15 protein-coding genes, 1 pseudogene and 2 riboswitches are annotated in these 15,370 nt (G+C 72.3%); of the genes and pseudogenes, 7 read left to right on the forward strand and 9 right to left on the reverse strand.

Going from position 1 to position 15,370, the window contains the following annotated elements; genetic code table 11:
- The first annotated feature begins 295 nt into the window (after positions 1 to 295).
- Positions 296 to 1,120 (forward strand): SAM-dependent methyltransferase, encoded by an 825-nt coding sequence (locus tag Aut01nite_RS25965; protein ID WP_043526654.1) that lies wholly within the window; start codon positions 296 to 298, stop codon positions 1,118 to 1,120.
- A complete protein-coding gene (locus tag Aut01nite_RS25970; RefSeq protein WP_043526735.1) occupies positions 1,107 to 3,215 on the forward strand; it encodes a putative bifunctional diguanylate cyclase/phosphodiesterase in 2,109 nt (702 codons plus the stop codon). Before Aut01nite_RS25965 ends, Aut01nite_RS25970 begins: the two co-directional genes overlap by 14 nt.
- Here the strand turns inward: Aut01nite_RS25970 and Aut01nite_RS25975 are convergent.
- Positions 3,212 to 3,994: a methyltransferase domain-containing protein gene (locus Aut01nite_RS25975; RefSeq protein ID WP_043526656.1), complete on the reverse strand. Its 783-nt coding sequence runs from the start codon at positions 3,992 to 3,994 to the stop codon at positions 3,212 to 3,214. The two genes, Aut01nite_RS25970 and Aut01nite_RS25975, sit on opposite strands and share 4 nt — an antisense overlap.
- Positions 3,994 to 4,395: a MarR family winged helix-turn-helix transcriptional regulator gene (locus tag Aut01nite_RS25980; protein ID WP_373871553.1), complete on the reverse strand. Its 402-nt coding sequence runs from the start codon at positions 4,393 to 4,395 to the stop codon at positions 3,994 to 3,996. The genes Aut01nite_RS25975 and Aut01nite_RS25980 overlap by 1 nt, the downstream gene beginning before the upstream one ends.
- Positions 4,396 to 4,490: 95 nt before the next feature.
- Between Aut01nite_RS25980 and Aut01nite_RS25985 the strand changes: the two genes are divergently transcribed.
- Entirely contained in the window at positions 4,491 to 5,576 is a 1,086-nt protein-coding gene (locus Aut01nite_RS25985; protein WP_052163903.1) for a polyprenyl synthetase family protein, read from the forward strand.
- Between the two features lie 48 nt (positions 5,577 to 5,624).
- Positions 5,625 to 5,990, forward strand: coding sequence for a HEAT repeat domain-containing protein (locus tag Aut01nite_RS25990; RefSeq protein ID WP_236642772.1), 366 nt, complete (start codon positions 5,625 to 5,627; stop codon positions 5,988 to 5,990).
- Between the two features lie 39 nt (positions 5,991 to 6,029).
- Here the strand turns inward: Aut01nite_RS25990 and Aut01nite_RS25995 are convergent, their stop codons facing one another.
- The 7 genes from Aut01nite_RS25995 to Aut01nite_RS26025 all read right to left on the reverse strand — a co-directional run bounded on the left by Aut01nite_RS25995 (position 6,030) and on the right by Aut01nite_RS26025 (position 10,296).
- Positions 6,030 to 6,821: a DUF4190 domain-containing protein gene (locus Aut01nite_RS25995; RefSeq protein ID WP_161790659.1), complete on the reverse strand. Its 792-nt coding sequence runs from the start codon at positions 6,819 to 6,821 to the stop codon at positions 6,030 to 6,032.
- Positions 6,822 to 7,000: 179 nt separating this feature from the next.
- A complete protein-coding gene (locus Aut01nite_RS26000) occupies positions 7,001 to 7,333 on the reverse strand; it encodes a YnfA family protein (RefSeq protein ID WP_043526658.1) in 333 nt (110 codons plus the stop codon).
- Between the two features lie 43 nt (positions 7,334 to 7,376).
- The gene (merT, locus tag Aut01nite_RS26005; protein ID WP_043526659.1) at positions 7,377 to 7,685 is read right to left on the reverse strand and encodes a mercuric ion transporter MerT; all 309 of its coding nucleotides are present in this window, start codon (positions 7,683 to 7,685) and stop codon (positions 7,377 to 7,379) included.
- Positions 7,682 to 8,113: a MerR family transcriptional regulator gene (locus Aut01nite_RS26010; protein ID WP_043526661.1), complete on the reverse strand. Its 432-nt coding sequence runs from the start codon at positions 8,111 to 8,113 to the stop codon at positions 7,682 to 7,684. Before Aut01nite_RS26010 ends, merT begins: the two co-directional genes overlap by 4 nt.
- The gene (locus Aut01nite_RS26015) at positions 8,113 to 8,499 is read right to left on the reverse strand and encodes a hypothetical protein (protein ID WP_052163905.1); all 387 of its coding nucleotides are present in this window, start codon (positions 8,497 to 8,499) and stop codon (positions 8,113 to 8,115) included. Before Aut01nite_RS26015 ends, Aut01nite_RS26010 begins: the two co-directional genes overlap by 1 nt.
- A gap of 114 nt (positions 8,500 to 8,613) precedes the next feature.
- Positions 8,614 to 9,612 (reverse strand): S66 peptidase family protein, encoded by a 999-nt coding sequence (locus Aut01nite_RS26020; RefSeq protein ID WP_043526663.1) that lies wholly within the window; start codon positions 9,610 to 9,612, stop codon positions 8,614 to 8,616.
- Positions 9,613 to 9,648: 36 nt separating this feature from the next.
- A complete protein-coding gene (locus Aut01nite_RS26025; RefSeq protein WP_043526664.1) occupies positions 9,649 to 10,296 on the reverse strand; it encodes a DUF2306 domain-containing protein in 648 nt (215 codons plus the stop codon).
- Positions 10,297 to 10,406: 110 nt separating this feature from the next.
- A riboswitch (glycine riboswitch) is annotated at positions 10,407 to 10,503 on the forward strand.
- 4 nt (positions 10,504 to 10,507) lie between these two features.
- A riboswitch (glycine riboswitch) is annotated at positions 10,508 to 10,589 on the forward strand.
- Positions 10,590 to 10,621: 32 nt separating this feature from the next.
- Here Aut01nite_RS26025 and Aut01nite_RS26030 point away from each other — a divergent pair.
- From Aut01nite_RS26030 to Aut01nite_RS26040, 3 genes and pseudogenes are all read left to right on the forward strand, one after another.
- Positions 10,622 to 11,901 (forward strand): annotated as a pseudogene (locus Aut01nite_RS26030) (L-serine ammonia-lyase).
- A gap of 196 nt (positions 11,902 to 12,097) precedes the next feature.
- Positions 12,098 to 13,414 carry a hypothetical protein gene (locus Aut01nite_RS26035; RefSeq protein ID WP_043526746.1) on the forward strand — a complete coding sequence of 439 codons (1,317 nt, stop codon included), beginning with the start codon at positions 12,098 to 12,100 and terminating at the stop codon, positions 13,412 to 13,414.
- Positions 13,411 to 15,351, forward strand: a complete 1,941-nt coding sequence (locus Aut01nite_RS26040) for a hybrid sensor histidine kinase/response regulator (RefSeq protein ID WP_043526666.1) — start codon at positions 13,411 to 13,413, stop codon at positions 15,349 to 15,351. Before Aut01nite_RS26035 ends, Aut01nite_RS26040 begins: the two co-directional genes overlap by 4 nt.
- The last annotated feature ends 19 nt before the right edge of the window (positions 15,352 to 15,370 follow it).

Here is a 15,370-nt window from a genome sequence, read left to right on the forward strand (position 1 = left end):
GCGCCGGATCCGCCGGTGACCGAGCATCCCGCGCCGGATCCGCCGGTGATCGGTCACCCCGCGCCGGGCCCACCGGTGATCGGGCACCTGCGGATCCGGCGCGGGCCGGCCTCCCGTTCCCGCGCCTGCCCGGCATCCTGATCGCCGGCGCGACAGAGATCGAGCCCGATCGCTTGCTCGGTCGATCGCACCGGTAAACTCCGCGAACTGGATTCGCGACCTTCCGCCACCGAGAGCGTGTGGACTGCGGGCGCGGACAGCGGCCGGAATACACACGCGGGTGTAGGAGGTACAGGTGCCGGATCAACTGGACTGGATTCCCGCCGACATCGATGTGGACCGTCCCAGCAACGCCCGGGTCTACGACTACTTCCTGGGCGGGGCGCACAACTTCGAGGTCGACCGGCAGCTGGCCGAGCAGATCATCCGGATGACCCCGAACGTCGGCGACACCATGCGGGCCAACCGGGTGTTCCTGCGGCGCGCGGTCCGTTACCTGGCGGGGCAGGGCATCCGGCAGTTCCTCGACATCGGCTCCGGCATCCCGACGGCCGGCAACGTGCACGAGATCGCGCAGGCCGCGTCGCCGGGCAGCCGGGTGATCTACGTGGACATCGACCCGGTCGCGGTGGCGCACAGCCGGACCATCCTGCGCGACGACCCGTACACCGTGGTGGTCTGCGCCGACCTGCGCGAGCCCGCGGACCTGCTGGACCGGGCCCGCGCCACCGGGCTGCTCGACTTCAGCCGGCCGGTGGCCATCCTGCTCGCCGGGGTGGTGCACTTCCTGCCCGATTCCGACGACCCCGCCGCGATCATCGGGCGGCTGCGCGACGCGGTCTGCCCGGGTAGTTACCTGCTGCTCTCGCACGTCACCGGGGACGGGCAGCCGCCGGAGGTGCTCGCCGCGTACGACCTGTCCGGCCAGACCGACTCGGCGCTGCGGCTGCGCAGCCGGGCCGAACTGGCCCGGTATTTCGACGGCTTCACCCTGGTCGACCCGGGCCTGGTGTTCCTCACCACCTGGCGGCCCGAGCCGGGGGACGAGCCGGACGAGGATCCGCAGCGGACGGCGGCGTACGCGGGTGTGGGGATCCTCGCGGGTGATGTCCGCGCGTGACGCCGCCGTCGCGCGGTTCGTCCGGCAGTGGGTGCGGGCCGTGCGGCAGGCCGGTTTCCAGCCGCTGAGCGCCGCCGAGCTCAAGACGATGCTGTCCGGGCACACGCACCGTCTCCTGGCGGCGCTGGCCGGTGGCACGGACGATCCCGGGGTCGGCACGGACATCGGCGAGTCCCTGGTGCGGGCCGGTCTCACCGACCCCGGCGCGGTCCGTGCCTGCCTCGTCACGTTCGGCGCGCCGCTGCGTACCCTGCTGGCCGTGCTGGACGCCGACCGGGACCGGGTCGCCGACCGGGTGACCGCGGTGCAGGCCGATCTCGCCGCCGGGTACGCCGCCGCTCTGCGCGGCCGCACCCTGGTGGAGCAGGAACGCATCGGGCAGGCGGTGCTGCGCGCCCACAAGGAGACCGAGCAGGCGCTGTGGGAGAGCGAGGCCCGGTTCGGTGCCCTGTTCCGGGACGCGGCGATCGGCATCGGGATCGCCGACGTGGACGGCCGGATCGTGCGGGTCAACCCGGCGCTGGCCCGCCTGCTCGGGTACACCGAGGACGAGGTGCGCGCGCTCACCGTCCGGGACCTGGTGCACCGGACCGACGTGCCGGACATGTGGGTGCGCTACGACGAGATGGTCAGCGGGGCGCGGGACTACGTGCGGATGGAGAAGGCGTACCCCCGCAAGGACGGATCCGAGGTGTGGACCACCGTGACCGTCTCGCTGCTGCGCGACGACACCGGGGCGCCGCGGTACACGGTGGCGATGATGGAGGACGTCACCGAACGCCATCGCCTTCAGGAGCGACTCCGGTACGAGGCCACCCACGACCTGCTCACCGGACTGCCGAACCGGGCCTGCTTCACCGAACGGCTGACCGCGGCGTTCCAGGAGCCGGACAACCGGGTCGGCCTCTGCTACCTGGACCTGGACGGCTTCAAACGGATCAACGACAGCCTCGGCCACGACGTCGGCGACCGGCTGCTCGTCGCCATCGCCGGCCGGCTGCGCCGGTGCGCCGGCGAGTCCGGTCACCTGGTCGCCCGGATGGGTGGCGACGAGTTCGTCGTCCTGGCGACCGGGGCCTCCCAGGACGACCTGATCGCGGTCGCCGACCGGGTGCTCGCCAGCCTGGAGCATCCGGTGCAGGCCGGCACCCACCAGTTCCGGGTGTCGGCGAGCATCGGCATCGTCACCCAGCAGGCGCGCGACAGCGGACCGGCGGAGATCCTGCGGGCGGCCGACCTCACCCTGTACCGGGCGAAGGCCGCCGGGCGGGGCCGCTGGCTCTGCTACGACGCCGAGCTCAACGCCGTCCAGGTGGCCCGCTACACCCTCGCCGAGGAGCTGCCGACCGCGCTGCACCGCGGCGAGTTCGGCCTGCTCTACCAGCCGCTCGTCGAGGTCGGCAGCGGCCGCCTGCTCGGCGTGGAGGCGCTGCTGCGCTGGCATCACCCCCGGCTCGGCACGCTGTCCCCGGACGTGTTCATCGACCTGGCCGAGGAGAGCGGCGCGATCGGCCCGATCGGCAGGTGGGTGCTGGGGGAGGCGTGCGCGCGGGCCGCCGCCTGGCGCCGCCGGTTCCCGTCGTTCGTGGTCAGCGTCAACCTGGCCACCGCACAGACGTACGATCCGCGGCTGGTCGGTGACGTGCTGACGGTCCTGGCCGACACCGGTCTGCCACCGGGGTCGCTGCAACTGGAACTGACCGAGAGCGCCATGATGGCGGGTTCCGGCGCGCCGATGGAGGCGCTGCGGACCCTCGCCGGGCACGACATCCGGATCGCCATCGACGACTTCGGCACCGGCTACTCCAACCTGGTCTATCTGCGGACCCTGCCGGTCCGGGTGCTCAAGCTGGCCCGGCAGTTCGTCGACGGGCTCAAGGACGGTGGCAGCCCCGCCGACGCGCACATCGTGGCCACGCTCATCGACCTCGCCCACGTCCTCGACCTGTCGGTGATCGCCGAAGGGGTGGAGACGCCGGAGCAGCTGGCCCGGCTGCGGGAGCTCGACTGTGACGCGGCGCAGGGCTGGCATCTCGGCCGCCCGGTCACGGCCGCCGCGATCGACGACCTGCTCACCCGCGACGTCCGCGTCTAGGTCCGGCGTTTCAGCACGGCGTAGAAGGCGGGGACCGCCGTGGGGCCGCCGGTGACCACCACGTCCAGGTCCGTCGTGCCGGTGGTCAGCACCTGCCAGCGGTCGGCTGGGAACGCGCGGGCCAGCTCACGCTCGCCGAAGTCGCGGGGGATCGGCAGCCCGGCCCGCAGGCAGCGGGCCACCGTCTGCGGGAACGCGGTCAGCCGTACCCCCAGCTGTTCCAGGTAGCGCAGCGCGCCGCCCGCCCCCGCGGTCTCCACCAGCAGCACCACACCGCGTTCGCCGGCCAGGTCGGCCAGGTTGCCGGCGGCGGCGCGCCGCTGCCGTTCGTCCAGGATGTGCAGCAGGCCACGGATGTGCACGTTGGCCGGCCCGAGCTCCGCGGCCAGATCCCGGCCGGCGCCGGGCCGGGTGATGTCGGCGACCCGGAACGACAGCCTGGACCGTCCCGCGGCGCGTTGCCGGGCCCGCGCGACCGCCTCTCCCGACACGTCGACGCCGACCACCGGCGCGAAACGGTCGGCGAGCAGCAGCGCCTGGGTTCCGTTGCCGCATGCCACGTCGACCACCGGCAGCGCCGGATCGAAGTGCCGGAGCGCCTGGTCCAGGCACCATCGGGTGCCCCGGTCGGTGGCGCCGTCCCACAGCACGTCGCCGTCCGCGCCGCCGCCGCCGATGTCGCGCCAGTAGGTGTCCCACACCCGGTCACGGCCGCGCGGCGCCCGCGCCGCGTACCAGATCACCCGGGGCAGGACCAGGAACCGCCGCAGGGCCGCCATCACGCGCGCCCGGCGTAGTCGCGCATCGCCTCGGCGACCTCGTGCAGGAAGGCGGTCGCCGCGGTGACCTCGTCGGGGGCCATCCGGGCGGCGGCCGCCTCGATCCGCTGGATCAGCGGATGCAGGGCCTCCGCGGCCTGCTGCCGGGTGCGGTTGCCGGCCACGACGGTCTGCCGGCGGCGGTCGGAGGGATGGCGTACGCGTTCGGCGTGCCCGGCTGCCTCGAGGCGGTCGACGAGTGTCGTCGCGGAGGCGGATCGGATGCCGAGGCGGTGGCCGAGCTCGGTCGGCCCGAGCCCGTCCGGGCTGCTCAGCAGATGATCGAGCGCTATCGCGTCGGTGACGCCGACGCCGAGGCGGCGGGCCAGGCCGTGGGTGGCCTCCCCGTTGGCGCGCAGCAGGTCCCGGACGGCGAGAGCGAGGTCGGTCACGGAAAGATCATAAACCCCTCGGGTAGCAAGACAATCTAAATACTCTTCTGCCAAGATTCATTGCCATGGAGAGGAATCCGCACCCGCTGAAGATCGAAGACCTTCGCACCCGGGTGCACGAGACCATCACGGAGTTCCTCCGCGTGCAGGAGCGGGTGCTCGCCGAGGTGAGCGACGACTGCCTGCCATTGGTGCGGTACGTGGCCGACCTGATGGACGGCGGCAAACGGCTGCGCCCGGCCTTCTGCTACTGGGCGTGGCGAGCCGCCGGCAGGCCCGACGATCCGGCCCTCGTGGCCGCGGCCGCCGCGCTGGAGTTCTTCCAGGCCGCCGCCCTGATCCACGACGACATCATGGACGGCTCCGACACTCGGCGCGGCGCCCCCGCCATGCACCGCCGGTTCGCCGCCCTGCACCGCGGCAACGACTGGAGCGGCGACTCCGACCGTTTCGGCGCGTCCACCGCCATCCTCGCCGGCGACCTGTGCCTGACCTGGAGCGACGAGCTCTACACCGGCAGCGGCCTGCACCCGGCCGCGCTCGTCCGCGGACGAGCCGTCTTCGACCGGATGCGCACCCAGCTGATGGGCGGGCAGTACCTGGACCTGCTGGAACAGGCCACCGCGGGCCGCCGCCCGGACGGCGCGCTGGACCGGGCCCGCCGGGTGGTGCGGTTCAAGAGCGCCAAATACAGCGTCGAACAGCCGCTGCTGCTCGGCGGGCGGCTCGCCGGCGCCGGTGACGACCTGCTGGCCGGCCTCTCCGCCTACGGGCTGCCGCTCGGCGAGGCGTTCCAGTTGCGCGACGACATCCTCGGCGTGTTCGGCGACGCCGCCCGGACCGGCAAACCCGCGGGCGACGACCTGCGGGAGGGCAAACGTACGGTCCTCGTCGCCCTGGCCCTGGACCGGGCCGACGCCGCCGGACAGGCGACCCTGCGGTCCCTGCTCGGCGACCCGGGCCTCGGCGCCGACGGCGTCGAGACCCTCCGGGAGATCATCACCGGCGCCGGGGCGCTCGACGCCGTCGAGACCATGATCGGCGAGCTGCTGGACCGGTCCCTGACCGCCCTCGGCGGTCTGCCGGTCGACGAGACGAGCCGGTCGGTGCTGGCCGCGCTGGCGCAGGCCGCCACCGGCCGGACATCGTGACGCCTCGCCGGCCGGTCATGGCGGCGGGCGGGCGATAGCATCGACGCCGTGCGGAACTGGGAGGCTGAGCGGGAGCGCCTGCTCCGCAATGCCCAGGGCGACTACGCGCGCTCGCTGAAGCTCATGCGCGACAAGGATCCGCAGCTCAGCGAAGACGGGTTCCATCTGCTGACGCTGATCGCGGCCGACCACATCGACGAGCTGATCCAGGAGTATCGGCGCGACGGCCCCCACCGCTATTGGCTGCTGGAGCTGATCGCCGGCGCCGGGTCACCGAGGGCGTTCGACGTGCTGGCGGAGGCCCTGGACCACGAGGAGGAGTCGTACCGCTCCCGGGCCGAGGGCGGCTTGCGTGCCCTGGACACGAAGGAGGCCCGCCGCCTCCTCTTCGAGCGCGGCCGGCGGACTCGCTGATGGTGGACGGGCGGCCTGCTGGGGCCGCCCGAACCCGGTCTAATTCAGGATCGAGGTGGTACGGGTGCCCTTGGGGTCCACCACGATGCAGGTGACCCCGCGGTCCCGGCTCCACGTGCTGCGCTGCGGATGCAGGTAGTAGATGTCCAGCTCCTCGTTCTGCGGGGTGTCGTACGGCTCGAACGCCACACCGCACTCGTCGTCGCTCTCCTCCTCGATCGCCGGCTCACCCGGGAACGGCCCGGACGGCAGGGTGAAGACGTGGTAGACCTCCGCCGCGTGCGGCTGGGTGCACGGCACCACCGGCATGTCGTACACCGTCGTCGACTCGTCGAACTCGCGGATGCAGTCGCCGCGCTTCAACGCGGTGGCCTCCACGTCGGTGATCCCGGCCGCCCGGTCCCGGGACTCGTCGACGATCAAGGTGGTCACGATCGCGATCGTGACCACCAGCGTCAGGCTGGAGATCACCACCCCGGCGATGGCCATGCCGCGGCCCTTCTGCGGACGCCGTTTGATCTGCACCAGCGCGGCGATGCCGAACCCCATGCCGAGGAGGGTGCCCACGACCAGGCCACCGCAGATGCTGGCGACCAGGGAGACGATCGCGAATCCGTTGGTGCCGGCCTGCGCCGGGTACGGTGCGAACTCCGGCGGTACGTAACCCGGCGGCGGTCCGTAACCCGACGGCGGTCCGTACTGCTCGTGCGGCAGGTCGTCTCCGGGGTACGGCTGCGGCGCGAACGGGTCGTACGGCGGGACATGGGGAGCGGGCGCGGCGTACGGGGTGGCCGGCTGCTGGAACGGATCAGAAGGAACCTGGTTGTGCACGAACGAACCGTAGTGGCCCGTACCGTTCACGTCGCACCCGTATCCGTCTCGCCTTCGCATCGCCGTGCGTCGCAGTGCCGCGTTCGGCGCCACCCTCCTGCCCGACAGCGTCCTTCCCTACCTCGGCCTGCTGCCGGTCGTTCTGATCGAGGGCCTCTGAAGGGTGCCTGTGCCATCGGTCAGGGCCGCGGGGCGTACATGATGACGGCGACGCCGATCAGGCAGATCGCGGCGCCGGCGACGTCGTAGCGGTCGGGCCGGAATCTGTCGACGACCATCGCCCAGCCCAGCGACCCGGCGACGAAGACCCCGCCGTACGCGGCGAGGATCCGGCCGAAGTTCGCGTCCGCCTGCAACGTCGCGACGAAGCCGTACGCGCCCAGCGCGGCGATCCCGGCGCCGACCCACCACAGCCCCCGGTGTTCGCGGACGCCCTGCCAGATCAGCCAGGCGCCACCGATCTCGGCCAGCGCGGCCAGGGCGAACAGCAGGATCGAACGGAGGATCATCATGCGCACATGTCAGCACACCGGCCCGCGGGTGCCGTCGCGCCGGTCAGCAACCGCATCCGCCGCCGGTGCACCCGCAGCCGGTGTGCCGGGCGGAGCGGCGCCGGTGCAGCCCCCACATCCCCAGCGCCGCCACGACGAGGCCGGCGGCGACGGCGAGCAGCGTCCTCTCCAGGATCGCGGCGCCGGCGGCGGTGAGCACGCCGGCGCCGATCAGCAGGGGCAGGGCGCAGCAGGTGGCGCAGGCGAGGACGGCGAGCCCGCCGGTGACCTTGCTGCGCCGTGGTGGCTCGGTGCCGATCCGCACCGGTGCCGGGACGGCGGTACGGGTCGGCGGGGTGGCGGGCCGGTTCATGCGGGCGCTCCGTCCGGTCGGGTGGTGGCGATGGTCAGGTACGGGATCGGGCAGTCGGCGCAGGTGCAGTCGGTGAGGCTGTCGCAGCGCGCGTCGACGACCTGGGTGAGCGTGCCGCGGATCGCGGTCAGGTCGGCGATCTTCCGGTCGATCTCGGCGATCTTGTCGATGGCGCGTTGCCGCAGGTCCGCGTTCGGGTGCCGGCGCCGGCCGGCGTCCAGGAGACCGGCCACCTCGTCGAGGGTGAAACCGAGCCGCTGCGCCGCTTTGATCACGGTGAGCAGGGCGACGGTGTCGGCCGGGTAGAGCCGGTGCCCGCCGTTGGACCGGACCGGTTCGGCGAGCAGGCCACGGCGTTCGTAGTAGCGCAGCGTCTGGATGTTGACGCCGGCCCGCTCGGCGACCTCGCCGGTGCGCAAGCCCTCCATCACGATGCCGGCGCCGCGCGGGTGCCCTGGAACGGCAGCCCGGCGGGCGGGGCTTCGGCCAGGGTGCTCGCCCGCTGGACCAGCGCGGCGAGCACGTCGGCGTGCCGGGCGGGCACCTCGACGTCCAGGACCACGACCGCACCGTCCGGCGCCGGTTCGATGGCGACGGTGAAGGTGAAGAACGAGCAGCACCCGGTCTCCCGTGCGGTCAGATCACGCACCGTGGCCGCCAGCCCGGCCGGGCCGGCCATGCGCAGCCGGGCGCGTGTCGCGTCCAGCCGATCCACCTGACGTACCGCGGTGGCGAACAACGCGTCGAACTCCGCCAGCCGCGACGGCTGCGCAGCCGTCGGCAGCGTGCAGGCGTCCGGAATCACGAAGGACATGCCGGTCTCCTCGAACAGGGCACCGTCGGCGCCGTCCGGTCGACCATAAGCCGGTACCCGGGTACCGGATGCAACCCCGCCAGCACACCGCCTCCGCGGGGCAGCGGGGGACGGCTATGGGCGTACCGCCGATTCGCGCAGGGTCAGGGTCCGCCGGCCGGCATCGAGGGCCGCGCGGACGCCCACCGGCATCGGCAGCACCGGGCCGGCGTGCCCGCACTCGACGTTTCCCAGGACCGGGATGTCCCGGTCGCCGAGGACGTCCAGGACGATCTCGGCGAGCGTGGGGGAGGCGTCCGGTTCCTCCAGACCGGCGATCGCGTGGGGAATGCCCACGACCATGCCGGAGATCCGGTCGAGGATGCCGGCGTGCCGCAGCACCTGCAGGTAGCTCCACACGTGCGAGATGTGGCCGCCGATCTCCTCCCAGAACAGCACCGCCCCGTCGAACCGGTCGAGTGGCACCGCGAACCGGGTCGCCTGCACGAGCGCGATCCGGTTGATCACCGCGCCGATCAGCGGCCCCTCGGCACGGCCCGGGCGCCAGCACTCCCACGCCGGGCCGGTGGGCAGCGCGCCGAGCGGCTCGGGGTCGGTCAGGAGCCGGACGTAGAGGTCGCGGAGTTCCGCGTGGCGTGCCGGCGGGGCGGTCCGCCAGTGCCCGCCGAAACCGGGGACGGCCATGTCGGCGTGGAACCCGGCCAGGCCGGTACGGGCGTACAGCGCCAGATGCAGCAGTGAGATGTCGCTGTACCCGAGGATCGGTTTGGGGTCGGCCCGGACCGCGTCGAGGTCGATCAGATCCAGGTAGCCGAACACCGTCTGGCCGCCGTCGCCGGCGACGATCGCGCGTACCTCGGGATCTCTCAGCAGCCCGTTGAGATCGGCGGCGATCTCCGCCGGCGAGGCCGCGCTCCACCAGCGCCGCCGCCCCACCGCCAGCAGCGGCGCCCGTCGGACCCGGAAACCCATCCCTTCGAGGACGGTCGCCGTGTGCTGGACGTGCGACTCGTACTCGGCGGGCAGCGGCCCGGACAGCGCCGCGATGACCACCAGATCCCCGGCCCGCAGAGCCCGAGGCCGCAGCAGCGGCGGCGTAGCAGAATCGGTCATCGGGGCAGTATTCCGGCCCCCGTGGCGACGCGCCCGCTATTTACGCACACCACTGGCCGCGGGACGACGTCGCCGGAGCGTTCCCCGGCGGATGAGGGCCTCGGCGACGGCCAGGTTGATGATCCAGCCGGCGGTCTGGCCGATCGGGATCAGGGTGGTGGCGGTCTCCGCGATCGAGGCGGGGCTGTCGTCGGCGATCGTGACGCGCAGCAGCAGGATCACCGGGACGACCAGGCGCGCGGTGACGGCCAGGAACGTCAGCGCGTAGTTGCGCATCATCCACTCGCGGTGGGCGGTGATGTCGTGGCGGCGGGCGGCCCGGACGGCGAGCCCGGCTGTGACCAGCCACAGCACGGCCGCGAGGGTGAGGCTGATCCGGGTCAGCGGGCTCACCGACCACACCGCGACCGGCAGGGCGGTGACCGCCGCCGGCAGGACTCCGCCGAGCAGGTACACCCGGCCGATCAGGCGGTGCCGCCGGCGGTGTGCCCGGACCGCCGGCATGAACTGCAACGGTCCCAGGATCAGCGCCACCGCCGCGGTGAGCACATGCGCCACCAGGACGGCGTAGTGCACGTAGCCGTGCACCTCGAGGCGGCTGCCGAGACTCAGGTAGGGCGCCACGAGGACCAGGCCGGCGACCACGATCATGATCCAGAGCACGGTGCGGAGACGAGCAGGCATGGGTTCGACTCTCGGGCATCACGGCGGATCCGGCGTCCGTCCACGGGCGGCGCCCTCGTACGCGAATCCGCGTAGTAGGGTTCGAGCCCACAACCGAACACTTTCGCCGTCACGCCGCCGCGGGAGAGCACTCGCTGGTCGCAGCGGGTCGCCGAAGGAGCAACTTCTCCCTCAGAATCTCTCAGGCCCACGTACCGCAGCGGTCCGGCGACTCTGGAAAGACAGCCCACCCGGGCTGCGCCCACGGTGCAAACCGCGTCCCGCGGTGAACCTCTCAGGCATCCATGACAGAGCGAGGGAGGCCCGACACCGAAGGAGCCTCCCCGTGGCCGTCTCCGTCTTCGACCTGTTCTCGATCGGGATCGGGCCGTCCAGCTCGCACACGGTCGGCCCGATGCGCGCCGCCCGCATGTTCGCCCGGCATCTCGACGCCTCGGTGACCGGCGTGCGGGCCGAGTTGTTCGGTTCGCTCGGCGCGACCGGTCACGGCCACGGCACGCCGCGGGCGGTGCTGCTCGGGCTGCTGGGCCACGACCCGGAGACGGTCGACACCAGCCTCGAACCGTCGGTGCGGGATCTCGGGTTCCCGGTGGATCTGGTGCTGCACCGGCGGCGGTCGCTGCCCGAGCACCCCAACGGCATGATCTTCACGGCGCTGGGCGCCGACGGCGCCGAGATGCTGCGCAAGACCTATTTCTCCGTCGGTGGCGGGTTCGTCGTGGGTGACACCCCCGCGGTGGTACGACCGGACGGCACGTCCCCGCCCCACCCGTTCTCCTCGGGCGCCGAACTGCTGTCGCTGACCCGCGCCACCGGCCTGTCGATCTCCCGCCTGATGCTCGCCAACGAGTCCGTGTGGCGCCCGCCGGCCGAGGTGCGTGCCGAGTTGCTCGGCATCTGGCAGGTGATGACCGACTGCATCGACGCCGGACTGGACGCGGAGGGCGTACTCCCCGGGGGTCTGAAGGTCCGTCGCCGTGCCGCGCAGACCGCCCGCAAGCTGGCCGCCGACGGTGACCCCCTGGAATGGCTGACCGTGTACGCGATGGCCGTCAACGAGCAGAACGCCGCCGGCGGCCGGGTCGTCACCGCGCCCACCAACGGCGCGGCCGGCATCATCCCGGCGGTGCTGCGCTACTACCTGGAGTTCGTGCCCGGCGCCGGAACCGAGGGGGTGGTGCGGTTCCTGCTCACCGCGGGCGCGATCGGCGGGCTGTTCAAGGAGAACGCGTCGATCTCCGGCGCCGAGGTCGGCTGTCAGGGCGAGGTCGGTTCGGCGTGCGCGATGGCCGCGGCCGGGCTGGCCGAGGTGCTCGGTGGCAGCCCGGAGCAGGTGGAGAACGCCGCCGAGATCGGCATGGAGCACAACCTGGGCCTGACCTGCGACCCGGTCGGCGGCCTGGTGCAGATCCCGTGCATCGAGCGCAACGGGATGGCCGCGGTCAAGGCGGTCACCGCGGCGCGGATGGCGCTGCGCGGCGACGGCCGGCATCACGTCTCCTGGACAAGGTGATCAAGACGATGAAGGAGACCGGCGCCGACATGAAGATCAAGTACAAGGAGACGTCCCGCGGCGGCCTCGCCGTCAACGTCATCGAGTGCTGACCGGCCCCCGACTGGTCGGCGAACAGCCACCGCGTCCTCATCCGGCCGTTCTGTCGCGCCGACCGCCGCGCCGGGCGGTAACCGGCCGGAACGCCGATCCCGCGAAAGGTGCCACACGCCACTCCCCGCCGCGCTTCAGCGGCGTGCCGCCCGCGCCGAACAGACAGGTGAAGCGTCCGCGGAGGTGATGGTCCGGATGACTCCGGAACAGGTCGGCGAATGGGTTCTGCACGAACTGCCCCGGCTGAACACGACGATCCTGCACGATCACGCACCACCCGAGCTGCTGACCACCGAGTTACGCGAGCACGTCCTGTATCAGCTGCCGGACATCAACCAGCTGACGCCGGCGCAGGCGCAGCGGCTCGTGGTGAACCTGGGCTTCGTCGGCGCCTCGGTGGCCCGTCACTACCAGGAGCACACCGAAGGCGGCCTGCTACATCCGGAACGCGCGTTCGACGGCCTCGCCGTCGGCGGCGAGCGGATCGGGTTCCGGAACTACTTCGCCGGTCTGGCCGGGCACACCGGCACCGGCCACTACGACCGGGACAGCTACGCCTCGCTGGTGCGGTGGAACGTCGGCACCGTCCTGGTCCGGCTGCACGAGGAGGTCGTCGCCGAACTGCCCGGCGTCTTCGACGACGGCCGGGTCCGCAGCTACACCGGCACCGCGGGGGAGCGACGCTTCTTCCTGCTGGTCAAGCAGGGCGAGGCGATCGAGAGGGCGGTCAACTGCCTGCTCGAGCCGCTCACCGGCGAACACGCCGACCTGATCGGCGAGAACGCCCGCCACCGGGTACGCGAGGCCACCGTCCTGCTCGCCGCGCTGCGCCGGCTGTTCGTCGACTTCGCGACCCTGCCACCGGAGCAGACCATGGCCCCGGAGATGTTCATGGACGTGTTCCGGCAGTTCGCCGCGCACTGGACACTCGATGACATCCCGCCCAGCGGCGCCCTCGACCCGGAGGCGCTGAAACGCGACTTCCTGCTCGGCATCGCCGAACCCGGCTACGACCGGCAGGCCCGGCGGCTGTTCCCGGCCCTGCTGGAACGTGAGCGCACCGAGATCGCCGGCCTGATGGACGCGCCGACCCTGCCGCAGCGGCTGCTCGCCGAGATCGGCTGCAACGACTGCGACGTGCGGCTCTGCGACGACGGCGACCTGCGGCGGCTGGTCGCCCACCACCCGGCCCTGATCGACTGGTACCGGCTGCTGGCCATGCACGCCCGGGTCTCCGGGGCCCACCTGATGCTCAGCAAACGTTTCCTGTTCCAGCCGCAGCGCCGCCGCGACGCCGACGGCCTCGGCGACCGCCTGCTGGTCTCCAACCGGGCCGGCACCACCGGAATGACCGAGAGTTTCCTGGAACGCCTGACCCGGGCCCGCCAGCAGCACGCCCTGGCCCCGCTGCGCGGCTTGCTGATCGCCGAAACCGCCGACCCGGCAGGCGATCCCGCGGTACGGTCCGGACGGGGGACGACCGCGCCGGTCGTTGTGGAAATGGCCGGATGAGCACGACAGACGATGAGACCGCACGGCGGCAGGACAGCCGTCCGCCGATGCTCGAGGTCGGCCGCGACCAGCTGATGGCCCTGCTCGACAACACCTCGGCGGTCATCTACATGCGCGACGCGGACGGGCGGTACATGCTGGTCAACCGCCAGTACGAACGACTGTTCAAACTGCGCCGTGAGGACATCGTCGGCCTCACCGACCACGACCTGTTCCCCCAGGAGATAGCCGACGCGTTCCGGGAGAACGACCGGCAGGCGCTGGCCCGCGGCGTCCCGCTGCAACTGGAGGAGGACGCGCCCGGCGACGACGGCGTGCACACCTACCTGACCGTCAAGTTCCCGCTGGTCAACGACGCGGGAGTGCCGTACGCGGTGGCCGGTATCTCCACCGACATCACCGAACGGAGCCGGGCCGCTGCGGCCCTGCGCGACAGCGAGGAACGGTTCCGCCTGCTCGCCGAACACGCCCAGGACATCATCTTCCGGTATCGGCTGGCCCCGGAACCGGCGATGGAATACCTAAGCCGCGCCGTCGAACAGATCACCGGCCATCCGGCCGAGGACTTCTACGCCGAGCCGCGGCTGGTCCTGAACCTGATCGACCCCGGCGACCGGACGATCTTCGAGGAGTCCTGGCGGGCGCCCCGCTCCGGCACCATCACGTTCCGGCTGCGCCGCCGCGACGGCCAGATGGTCTGGATCGAGCAACGGGCCAGCGCCGTCCGCGAGGACGGCGAGGTCGTCGCCGTCGAGGGCATCCTGCGCGACGTCACCGAACGGATGGCCGCCGAACGCGAACGCGCCGAACTCGAACAGCAGCTGCGGCAGGCCGAACGGCTCGACTCGCTCGGACAGCTCGCCGGCGGCATCGCCCACGACTTCAACAACATCCTCGCAGTGATCTCCGGGTACGCCGACATGCTGGCCGACGAACTCGACGAGGGCCACCCCAGCCGCTCCGACGCGGCCGGCATCAAACAGGCCGCCGCCCGCGGCGCCGCGCTCACCCGCCAACTGCTGATGTTCAGCCGCTCCGAACCCTCCCAGCCGGAACTGCTGGACCTCAACACGGTCACCTCCGACATGCTGCGGATGCTCGGCCGCACCCTCGGCGAGGACATCGAGCTCGGCACCGTGCTCGTCCCGCACCTCCCGCCGGTGGTCATCGACCGCAGCAAACTCGAACAGGTCGTCATGAACGCGGTCCTCAACGCCCGCGCCGCGATGCCGGCCGGCGGCCGGCTCACCCTCAGCACCAGCCTCGAACACGCCGGCGACGGCAGCGACCAGGTCTGCCTCGCCGTCACCGACACCGGCTGCGGAATGCCCCCGGAGGTGCTGGCACGCGCCTTCGAACCGTTCTTCACGACCAAAGGGCGGGGCAGTGGTACGGGTCTCGGGCTGGCCACCGCGTACGGCGTGGTCACCGACGCCGGCGGCACCATCAGCCTCGAATCGGAACCGGACCGCGGTACCACCCTGCACGTCCGCCTGCCCGCCGGCGCCGCCGGAGCGCCCGGTGTCAGCCCCGCCGCGCCCGGAGCGCCCGCCCGCGCCGGCGACGGCCAGCGGATCCTGGTCGTCGAGGACGAGGAACTGGTCCGCGACATCGTCTGCCGGCTGCTGCGCAAGGCCGGCTACCAGGTCTTCGCCGCCCCGCACCCGGCGGAGGCGCTGCGCATGTGCCGCGACGACGCCCTCGGCTTCGACGTCCTGCTCACCGACGTGATCATGCCGGGGATGTCCGGCACCCAGCTCGCCGCCGAACTCCGCCACGACCGCCCCGGCCTGCCCGTCCTGTTCATGTCCGGCTACACCAGCGGCCCCGCCCCCGGCGGCCAGGAACTCCCCGCCGACGCGCCCCTGATCCGCAAGCCCTTCGAGGCACAGACCCTCCTCAACGAACTGCACCGCCTGATCACCTCCCGCGTCTGACCCACCCGGTGGACGGTAG

Origin of the sequence: Actinoplanes utahensis, from assembly GCF_016862455.1 — a bacterium.
Lineage (GTDB): Bacteria > Actinomycetota > Actinomycetes > Mycobacteriales > Micromonosporaceae > Actinoplanes > Actinoplanes utahensis.